Source organism: Sphingobacterium zeae (genome assembly GCF_030818895.1).
GTDB classification, from domain to species: domain Bacteria; phylum Bacteroidota; class Bacteroidia; order Sphingobacteriales; family Sphingobacteriaceae; genus Sphingobacterium; species Sphingobacterium zeae.
In genome coordinates, this window is record NZ_JAUTBA010000001.1 from 2,783,181 (window position 1) to 2,793,780 (window position 10,600).

Genomic DNA, 10,600 nt, shown 5'->3' on the forward strand with positions numbered 1-10,600 from the left:
CCAATAAAATGAGTGGTGTCCGTAAAAATGAAGAAATGAGCTACTGGGCCGATCGCCTGGGCGTTTCGCTATCGCCCGACAGACACGAATTGGAAATGCTCGAACTGAATGAGCTCAAGATGGTCGATCTGTTGCCCGAAATGTTGCTTATGATTCGTTCGGTGATGGCCAGGCAAACCTTCTGCTTTCGGAGGGAGCCGATCAAAATTATTGAACATGGTGTATCCATTTCGTTTCAGAATATCATTCATTCGACCTCAACTCCGCAGGCACAACCCCATGTCCGCATCGTACCCCTGCACGTGGCAACCGAGTTGACATTTCCAAAAGCCGTCAATATCCAGCAGGTAACTATTCTCGTGAACCTCGATTATTTAAAAAGTTTCATTGGAAAAGCACACCGGACATTCGATTATCTGTTTGATAACGATAAAACGCTTTGGATTGAGGAATTTATGTCGCCAGAAATAGCGGCAATCGCCAATGAGCTAGCAAATTCTAGTGATAGGGCTCCGCTTTCTGATGCTTTTTATAGGTTGAAATCACTTGAGTTACTTTTTCATCTGTTTAAAAACCTTTCCGCAAGAACGCAGGTGACGCATCAGCAATTGACAAAATATGAACTCGAATCGATCTATCGGGTGCGGGATCAGCTCGCAAACTACATGGACCGGCCATTTCTGCAGGAAGAATTGGTAAAGATAAGCGGTATGAATGTCATTAAACTTCGTAAGCTGTTTACACAGGTTTTTGGAATGGGAATGTATCCTTACTACCAGCGTCTGCGTATGCAGGAGGCTGGACGGCTTTTAAAGGAAGAATTATTGTCTGTTTCTGAAACTGGCTACCGCTTAGGATTTAGCAATTTAAGTTATTTTGGCCGATTATTCGAGAGCCATTTCGGATCTAAACCGAAAAAATGGATGCAGCTTCACAAGCATGTTTCTTCCGGATCTAAAAAATTCCGCGATACATTCTGAGTCTATTTTGACATGGCTTCCAACACTTTTAAATGCGATCTAAAAGCAGTCCCAAAGCTGCGGAATTCGTTGTACTGTATTTTATATTCGCTACACGTCTGCTTGACAATCCGGTTGAGTGCTGGATAATGGACGTGGCTGATCTTTGGAAAAAGATGATGCTCCACCTGAAAATTGAGTCCGCCAAGCAACCAGGTTAGTACCTTGTTGCGGGTAGCAAAATTTGCGGTGGACTGGATCTGGTGGATCATCCATTCTTCTTCGACCTTAGACTGGTCAATGGTTTTGAATTCGGTCTCCTCAACCACATGTGCCAGTTGAAATACAGTGGCCAGACTCATCCCACATACCGCACCTGAAATTAGCAATCCGATAAGGGTGGGCAGCCACCCCACGAAGATGACCGGAATAATGACAAATAAGCTGATGTGAACAAGCTTACTGACCCAGAAAATAATACGCTCGCTGAGCGGAAAATGAAACCGCTCAATTTTATCACCCATACGGCCACGAAAATACTTCTCATAATCCTGGTAAAAGATCCATGCTAAATAGGAAATCCCATAAAGCAACGGAAAGTAAAACCGTTGATAGCGGTGGTGCTTACGCAGTTTCTGGTCGTGATGTATACGCATAAACTTGACCTCGATATCGTGGTCTTCGCCATCGATGTTGGTGTAGGTATGGTGGGCGATATTATGTTTGAGTTTCCAAAAGTAGATATTACCGCCCAATAGATTGAGCGAGTAGGAAAGTAAAGTATTGAGGCGTTTGTTGTCTGAAAAAGAATTGTGCCCCGCATCGTGCATGATATTAAAACCAATGGCAGCCAGGTTGATGCCAAAAATCAGGCATAATACGATGGCAACGCTCCAGTGCAGGGGGGCGAATACGAGCAGGCTATATAACACAATGAAGCTGATAAGCAGGATAGCCGCTTTCAGATAAATTTTACGATTCCCTGTTTTGGGTTGTAGTGAACTTTGAAAATACGTATTGATTTTTTGTTTTAGCGTTTTAGAGAACAATGTATTTACATTGCTGAATTTTACAGACTGGGACATTTGACTTTTTACGGGAGAGATATGCTTTCTTTTTTTACGATTCGATCTTGAGTGATTGAATTGGTGTAAAGGTACGCTAATTTATTCGTACGACGATCATAATAAAGTTAAAGATTGTTAAAGCCTATCGTTCTCCTAAATTCACGGGGTGAAACCGATGTCTTCTTTTTAAATAACCGATTGAGGGACTGTGGCTGTTCAAATCCAAGCTGATAGGCGATTTCGGCGACAGAAAGTTGAGAACGTGAAAGCAGATCTTTTGCTTTTTCGATCGTTCTGATCTGCTGCTTTTCCTTTTCGGATAGGAAAAGTGCTTCATTGACTTCATAGTCGAAAAAACTATAGCTACCGATGTTGTTTGCCAGATCATAGGTGCGGATAAAATCTGGATGGAAAACAACCGAATAGCCAACTTTGACATCGGAGCTCGTCGGATCTACAGTAATGGCCTGACCGGGCTTAAAGAATGTCATTAGGCCCTCCCGAAAGTCGTAGTTATGGGGGCCATAGCGCAACACGCACTGCGCATCTTCTTTGACGGAAATACAGTACAGATTGAGCAACTAAGGCATCTCGTTGATGGATAGGCAGAACGAGGCGACCGCATGGCAGCGAATGTCGGTACAGCGGCGACGAATTGTAAACGCCCGCAGTTAAATATTAAATCGCTGAACAAATCGATCATAAAAACGCTTAAATTACATCAAAATTGAGCGCATGATAGGCTTCAATGGATAATTTAAATAATCATGATGAGAAAATATTGTTGTATACTGCTTCTTCTAGCAGCGTTAGTCGGAAATGTAGAGGCGCAAATAGTAACGACTAAACTGCTCCCGCAGCGCATACCCGCAGGTTTTGACCGTGTGAGGGAAGCGGTTTCCGACATATCCGGCAGGAACGGAGATAGCAAAATACAGGTCACACCGCTTGCAGCAACCGAGACGACGGCTACCTTTGAAATTGAAGAACAGGGTTTAAGTATCGAAACTGTGGTGGACGACGAAAAGAAGTTTAATAAACTAGTCGCTGAAGCCGCAAAGGACGTTTCCAAACCGAGTATTCATATCTTGCATACCTATACGTTGAAGGATAAAAAATTCAAAGTGCCACCCCCAAGAAAGATCTTTTTCTCTCCGGAGTACGGGGTAACCTGGACGTTGACCCTAAAAAAAATAGCAGACAAGGAAACGGAGCTCGTACTTAACTATAAATCGATAGCGCCCGCATTTGCCAAGAAGATTGAGCTTGAATTTGAAAGTGATACCTATTACAACAATAAGATCGTTAAAATTGCTGTCGATGATATCCGGATGCGTCATCTGATCCGTGAAATTTTAATCAATCAAATGCATGTCGACCGGGATTACCCTGCACCGACATATCCGGCGTCTAACTAAAAGGATTTGCTCAGCAATTTGCTAGATAAAATAATGGCCGAACCCCAGGTTCGGCTTTTTTAGTATAGGCTATTTTACATTGGAACACGACCCACTTTGCTCGTGGCAGTAGCTAATTAAGATGGTCGTCAAAGCCCGATAAAGTTGCCAACTTTTGTAGGAATTCATCTGTTACAAAAATTGTAATACTAATAATATTATAAATGTGTACCTTTACCACGGTTCATAAGAGCCGCTAACTTTAATCAACTGTATGATTAACTTGTATGGTGCGGATTCTACTTTTACAGTATCGCAAAAACATCTTGCTCAGGCGCTTGAACAAGCCCGTATGGGCTTTTGGGAAGTAAGTCTCGTAGAACAGAATTATATGTCTTGCACCGATCAGTGCAAAAGAAATTTTGGGTGGGACACGACCAAGGAATTTAGTTACAGTGATATGCTGGGCTGTATTGTCGCAGAAGACCTCGAGGCGATGCAAGCTTGCGTGGCACGATCTATCGAACTTCAAATTCCCTATAATGCACAATATCGTGTACGTCACAACGATAATAGCATACATTGGATTGAAGCCCGTGGATGGGTCACCTATGACAACGCCGGTTATCCGCAAGTTATATCGGGGACAACGCTCGATATCACAGAAAAGAAAGAACTGGAGATTTTGCGCGATGAAATGTTGAGCATTGCCATGCATGAAATCAAGACTCCGCTGTCATCTGTGAAAGGAACACTGCAAATGCTGGAAAGGAAATTGGAAGTGCAGGAAAACACACTATCGAACAAGCTGGTTCAGAATGCGCTTAAAGCTACCGAGCGTATCAACCGGTTGCTCAATGAAATGGTTGCACCCGTGATGGTTATGGCCAGGGGAATTACTTTGGATAAGACCGAAATAAATCTCTCGCAACTCATACTCGAAATAAGTCAAAACGCTGGGCTGGTGTTCCCTGAAAGTGATATACAAGTCCATGTACCTAGTCAAGATGTCTTTTTAGAGGCCGATGGATACCGTATCGGACAGGTCATCACCAATCTGATCAATAATGCGATTAAGTATAGCGATGGAAAATCGCCCATAAACATCAAGATGGTAGTCCTTCAAGATGAAGTATCCATTGTTGTGAGCGATCTGGGGATGGGCATAAAATCAGAGGATCGGAAAAAAGTATTTGAGAAGTTTTATCGGGCCAATCGTGAGGGGCATATCGAAGGACTTGGTATTGGACTTTTTCTATGCGCCGACATCATATTGCGGCACGGTGGTCAGATCAAGATCCTTGAAAAGGAGGGACCGGGTACGGATATCTCTTTTACACTTCCTTACAATAATTAAGGCCGAAACTCTTCAATAAAACACCCGCTATATATACACCTGACTTTTGATAAGTAATGAAGTTTTACAATCAACTTTAACGTAGCGTGTAAAGACGGAATATCTATTTTCATTTATTTAAAACTATTGTTGTTGAATGCAAGTTCTGATTTAAATGATCGGAACAATAAATTGCTTTTTTCTGTTCATTTAAAGATGGAAAAAGATGAAAAGAAAAATAGTGGTTTGCGATGAAAGCTCAATGGTATTGGAAGCTCTTTCATTGGTTTTAACGGATAAGTATGAGGTGTATACCATTTCCCAGTCAAAAAAGCTGATAGGTGCAGTGGAAAGCATTTATCCCGATATCGTGCTTATGAGTGCTGAAATGCATTGGCAGTTTGACGGCAATCAAATTGTAAAAAGTCTTTTTGCTAAAACCTTCAAAACTATTCCGGTGATCATGATGTCTGCCAATCCGGCGGATAGTGAGTCAGCAAAAGCATGGGGTGCTGATAGCTTTTTACCAAAACCTTTGGACTTAAATGAGCTATACTATCAGCTTGAGAAATGTACAAAAATGACATGCCGATCGACTGCTTAATGCGCAGCAAATGCAGGTACAGCCGTCACTTTTTTGTATGAGAAACGTGCAGCATATTTGATGGATTAAAATCCATGGGGTATGGTAAACCAAAAGTCACTGCCTTCGCCCGGTGTGCTGTCAACGCCGATTTCACCGCCATGCCGACGCACGATTTCAGCAGAAATATACAGCCCTAGCCCAAGACCAGAGTATTTCTTTCCGTCCGGATAGACGCGGTAATAGCGTTCGAAAATTTGATGCTGCAGTTCGGGGGCAATGCCTTCGCCATAATCCCTGACGTGTATTTTGATACAGTCAGCATTATTTTCGATCCGCACATCAATTTTATAGGATTCGGGGCCATATTTGATCGCATTATTGATCAAATTTGAAATAACTTGTTCAATACGCTGCTCATCGGCATTGATCAGAGCGTCGAGATCACCGACCAAGTTGAGCTGATGCTTTCCAATTATATTGATATCCTGGAAGCAAGAGTTGATCAATTTAGCCGCTGAAATAGGTATTCTATTCAGTTTTAGTTGCCCCAAACTGATACGGTGCATATTGAGCAGATCATCTACAAGCGCTGTTATTTTTTTGATACTGACGCCCGACATGTCGATCAATTTGCTGATGGTAGCATCTGCAGATTTATGTTTGAGCATTTCCAGCATCTGTATTGTACCACGTAAACTTGTAATGGGAGTTTTGAGCTCATGGCTGGCGATACTGAGAAAATCCTCTTTCTGAGCTTCGTAATTTTTGCGTTTGGTCACATCTACGGTCACGCCGATCAAGTCTAACGGTTTTCCTTCGGCGTCATAACGGGTCAACCCTGACGAATTGATCCAATGTAGCGAGCCATCGGGCCAACGGGTAAGATATTCAGCCTGATAGGTTATATTTTTAGCAATGGCTTCCTGAACTTTTTGTTCTACCGCCTCACGATGCTCTGGAACAATGGCATGTATAAAGTCTTTAAATGCAAAGTCTTCTGCTGGTGGAAGACCAAAATGACTTTTGCAGGTGGATGATGCGTTGTTTTTCCAGGTTTGGATATCCAGGTGATAGGTACCCAATTCTCCCGCTTTTAATGCGATTTCCAACTGCTGGTTGAGCCCCTCAAGATGTTCTTTCTGCAGTATACGCTCGGTTACCTCATTGGCGATGACAATGATCGATTCTGTGTTTCCATCTTCGCCCTTAACGGGTTCGTATATAAAATCAAAATAATGTTGACTAATCACTCCTTCATAATCAAACAGCACTGGCGCTGTATCACCAATGTAGGTTTCGCCACGCATAAATACGTTATCGAGGATTCCAAGGTAGGGCTGATCGTGTAATTCTGGCAATGCAATGGCCAGCGGCTTCCCGATTACAGCAGTTGTTTTTCCCCAGATTTTGAGCACCATATCATTGGCCACTTCAATGGTCATTTCCCGGCCTGTTAAAATGGCGAAAGCAATCGGTGCTTTGGTAATAAATGATTTTAAACGCTGCTCGCTCCTTTTTAGATTCTTATTGAGCAATAAGGTGGTGTCGTAGGATTTATACAGCTTGCTGTTGCTGAGTGTGAGCTGTTCATTGGTAGCCTCCAGCTCGCTGTTAAGGTCGAGCAGCCGCTGCTGCATATTGGCGAGGTTGGTGTTGGTGGAAGCCATTTCTTGTACGTTTTCAATGGCTGTATAACGTAGATCGACCTGATCCATTGCAGTACGGGCAAAGGACGCCAGCATGCGCACTTCGGAAGCACTAAATTCGCGATGTTGATAATCAGCAATACTGAATGTACCGATATGAAATCCATCGGAAGTGATCAATGGCGCGGCAGCATAGAAGCGCAGTCCGTGTACCTCGCCAAAATTAGCCTCTGGTCTGACCAGCACTTCGCCTTGCTGGATGATGTGCGATAGCAGGCTATCCGTACGGCTAACCTGTATAGGATCGATGCCGATGGCTGACTTAACAAAGATACGTTCTGCGTCAATAAAGGATAGCAGCAGTACCGGCGTCTGGAAAACCTGGGCCGCAATTTCCAATAGGCCATCAAAAATGCTTTCGGAAGGGCTATCCATAATTTCGTAACGCTGCAGTGCGGCAATCCTTTCAATTTCCCTGCGTGGTGTAGCCGCTTCGCTGAATACATCTTCTGTCATATGACCTGATTATCTTTACGTAAAGATAATTCAATCTTAGCAGATATGCTATGCCGATGCCATAAAATTAATTTTTGTGTTAATAAAGCTGTTCAAAGTTGTCAGTTAGCTATGCTGGTACATTAATGAATATGGTTTAATACTTCCACCTGCTGAAATGTGAAACCTACGCGTATGGCTTTCAAACCTATCAGACCTTGTAGGTCTTCCACCTCAAACTGTTCGATATCAGCCTCAAGCAAGCCTTTGTGCTGAAGCAGTTTTATATAGCCCAGATATTCGGTTTCTTCGTGAATGGTGGAATATACTATGACCAGTTTTCCTTTTTGGGTAATGCGTTCCGATTTTCCTTTAATCTTCGCCTTGTCAATACGTTTCTTGGCAATTTCATACCGTACATTGTAGGAACCATCGATATCAAACTGTTTTTCGTCCATCCGGAAACGGATAGAAATAGGTGTTGCAAAGACCAGTACAAGGGAGGTCACCTCCAGTTGATGTGGAAGTGAGGGCTGCAGCAACTTAAATTCGTGTTCCATTGCACACATGACCTGCAGTTGCCATAAGCGTAAGTTGCGCAGGTAATACAGCTCAAAATTGCGATCGGGCGCAATGGATGCACCGATATACATATTGTGCTCGATACCATCGGTTTTGTAGCGTTCGTAATAATGAGGGAAATATTCCTGGGCTTCGACCTGTTTTTCGTCCAACAAGGCCACGAGCTTTTTGTTGATCAGCGTGATGGAACTGTCATAATCGCGACGTGCCTCATAAAAACCGCCGATTGCGGCGTTGATACGTTCAAAATACCGATCAATTGCATCGACAATGTGGGCATCTCGGGTGCTTTTACGGAAATTCTCCAGTATAGGATGGATGTCAGCATGAAAATAATCGAGCATCTGTTGTTCGGTATCCGTCAGCAACGCATGCTGAAGTGCCGCCAGATTTCTTTCCAGATCGAAAATCTTCTGCTCAAACAAGGGTAATTTTTGTGTTTGATTGACGGCTGTGAATAGGGTGATCAGTTCGTTGTTTTGGTTGAACAGATCCTGCCGTATAGCTTGGTTGCGCGATTCTGACGAGCCCTGTACGTCGATCTGTCCGTAAAGCGGATAGACATGATCGAAGACAATCTCCTGCAGGGCATAGTCTTTTCCGAAAGCGCGGTCGTTCAGAAAACGGACAGCTTCTTCCTGAAACCGCCATTTGACACTCGGGTGGATGGAGGTATATTCCTTTTGAATCACGGCCTCGATCTGATTTTCCGTTTCAGAAAATGCTTTCGACACTTTATCTTTGATAAACGGCAAAACAAAGTTCAGCTTGTTGGCATTGACCGAATTGAGTTCGCGTACCCGAGAAGATGACATCTCGAGCAGTCCCAAAACTTTTCCACCTTCGATAAGGGGCACAAAAATAAAGCTCTTGACCTGCTGTTGTTTCAGCTTATGGATAAAATAAGCCTGTTTCGGATCAGTGATGGGCATCTTATCGATATCGGGCACGACAAGATATTCATCTTTTGTAAGCATACTCTCGAGGGTATCGCTGCAGAGCATCTCTTCACACTCGGTGATGGTGGAATCGTAGAGCAGATGACTGTAAAGCTGTTTTTCGACAATGCGTAAGTTGTATTCGTTTCTGACCTTTTCAAATGAGGTGAGCCCGATGCGCAGGTCACTAATTTTGTAGATAGACCTAAAAATAGTTTCAATTTCTGCCAGCTGGATTGCACTCTTCTCGCGGAGTAGATTACTCTTAAAGCTCGATACCGCATTTTCAATGGTGGCGTCAAAAAGAGTCATTATGGCAAAGCCTTTTAAGATCCAGCTCCGTTCTGGGAATTTGGATTTCCATAAGGCAATATCCGAAAAATTGTCGATCAGTTCAACAATATCTTCTTCTGAAAGGTGTACAGCACGTTCAGTGGGGATGATATCCATAAAATCCGCATTGAACAATACGCGGTAATGATGGATAATATTATTTTTATCTGGAATATCCAAAAATTGGGGTGCATCCATGGCGTCTACCTTAAAGCCATAATACTGGCTGATAATAACGCAGCAATTGAGAATATAGTAGGTTTCGGCAGAGATGTCGCGAAGACTGAATTCAAAGTGATCGCCAGCATCGTTTAAGATTTTTTCGAGCCTTGCGGTGTGATTGAACGTGTAGAGATGAAAGGGAATAGTAACGGCCTTGATCTCATTGTGTGTTAGTGAACTTGGGAACAGATCGGCCAGCAGTACCCTGATGATAGGTTCGTAACCCAACAGCTCGTCAGTGTTCTCCACACCTTCGATCAGTTGGGGATACTTCTTGATTTCGTCCAGTAACGCCCGTGCGTAAACGGCCTGAAAATCGACCGGCGATAAGGCGGCCTTTTCAAAGGCGGGTATAATCTTGTGAAAAGCGATCAGGGTTTTGAACGGACTGGAATCAAAGGAGAAGTTATACTGCATAATGGTTGTTCCTGACTAAATTAGATGACTGCTGGAAGATGTACAAAATTAAAAAATAATCGGCGATTGCGGGATGGATTTTTAATACATTTTTCCGTAAAACCATCAAACTGTATGGTCATGCGCTTGTTCTATACGTAAAAAAGCTTAAGCTGTCGTAACAGATCGGAGCGAATGGATGACATGAAATCGCTTAAAGCAGTGTTATACTTTAGCTTATCGATCGGAAAACGCAGATAGGGGTCCAACGGATGCTACAGCAACAAGAATATAACAACGTAAATGAAAATTAAAAACTAATACCATGGAAGAGAGAACTACTTTTACCGGGATTCCCGTGACCAACGACCAAGGAACAGAAAAATATTTTGATTTTGAAGTTGGTCAGGAGGAAGGCCAAAACGAATATGCACGCATTACAATGGATGGCTGCCAGCTCATCTTGGATGAACAACTTGCTTATCTCAGCGGTGATTTGCCGGAAGAATGGCACAGGCCAGCGATCGATAAACTACTCTTTCTATTGTCTGTAGACCGTAATACTGATAATAGTGCGGAGGCGTAATAGGTGAAAGAGCGCAAATTTATGATGGATTTGTCTTGACGAATAGATTTTTTTGGA

Annotated in this window: 9 protein-coding genes; 5 read left to right on the plus strand and 4 right to left on the minus strand. The window is 43.0% G+C overall.

The window, feature by feature from the left end; translation table 11 throughout:
* The first annotated feature begins 8 nt into the window (after nt 1–8).
* A complete protein-coding gene (locus QE382_RS11625) occupies nt 9–980 on the plus strand; it encodes a helix-turn-helix transcriptional regulator (protein ID WP_307186037.1) in 972 nt (323 codons plus the stop codon).
* A 2-nt stretch (nt 981–982) separates the two neighbouring features.
* Here QE382_RS11625 and QE382_RS11630 read toward each other — a convergent pair whose 3' ends face one another.
* Nucleotides 983–2,044, minus strand: coding sequence for a fatty acid desaturase family protein (locus QE382_RS11630; RefSeq protein WP_293953928.1), 1,062 nt, complete (start codon nt 2,042–2,044; stop codon nt 983–985).
* Between the two features lie 107 nt (nt 2,045–2,151).
* Nucleotides 2,152–2,607 carry a helix-turn-helix domain-containing protein gene (locus tag QE382_RS11635; RefSeq protein ID WP_307186038.1) on the minus strand — a complete coding sequence of 152 codons (456 nt, stop codon included), beginning with the start codon at nt 2,605–2,607 and terminating at the stop codon, nt 2,152–2,154.
* Between the two features lie 186 nt (nt 2,608–2,793).
* On the opposite strand from QE382_RS11635, the gene QE382_RS11640 reads away from it, so the two are divergent.
* From QE382_RS11640 to QE382_RS11650, 3 genes are all read left to right on the plus strand, one after another.
* Nucleotides 2,794–3,444, plus strand: a complete 651-nt coding sequence (locus QE382_RS11640; protein ID WP_307186039.1) for a transcriptional regulator — start codon at nt 2,794–2,796, stop codon at nt 3,442–3,444.
* Nucleotides 3,445–3,697: 253 nt separating this feature from the next.
* Nucleotides 3,698–4,780: a PAS domain-containing sensor histidine kinase gene (locus QE382_RS11645; RefSeq protein WP_307186040.1), complete on the plus strand. Its 1,083-nt coding sequence runs from the start codon at nt 3,698–3,700 to the stop codon at nt 4,778–4,780.
* Between the two features lie 205 nt (nt 4,781–4,985).
* Nucleotides 4,986–5,363, plus strand: coding sequence for a response regulator (locus QE382_RS11650; RefSeq protein ID WP_307186041.1), 378 nt, complete (start codon nt 4,986–4,988; stop codon nt 5,361–5,363).
* A 65-nt stretch (nt 5,364–5,428) separates the two neighbouring features.
* On the opposite strand, the gene QE382_RS11655 is transcribed toward QE382_RS11650, so the two are convergent.
* Entirely contained in the window at nt 5,429–7,507 is a 2,079-nt protein-coding gene (locus tag QE382_RS11655) for an ATP-binding protein (protein WP_307186042.1), read from the minus strand.
* A 122-nt stretch (nt 7,508–7,629) separates the two neighbouring features.
* Nucleotides 7,630–9,978 (minus strand): GAF domain-containing protein, encoded by a 2,349-nt coding sequence (locus tag QE382_RS11660; protein ID WP_307186043.1) that lies wholly within the window; start codon nt 9,976–9,978, stop codon nt 7,630–7,632.
* Between the two features lie 304 nt (nt 9,979–10,282).
* Between QE382_RS11660 and QE382_RS11665 the strand changes: the two genes are divergently transcribed.
* A complete protein-coding gene (locus tag QE382_RS11665; protein WP_307186044.1) occupies nt 10,283–10,543 on the plus strand; it encodes a hypothetical protein in 261 nt (86 codons plus the stop codon).
* Nucleotides 10,544–10,600 lie beyond the last annotated feature (57 nt).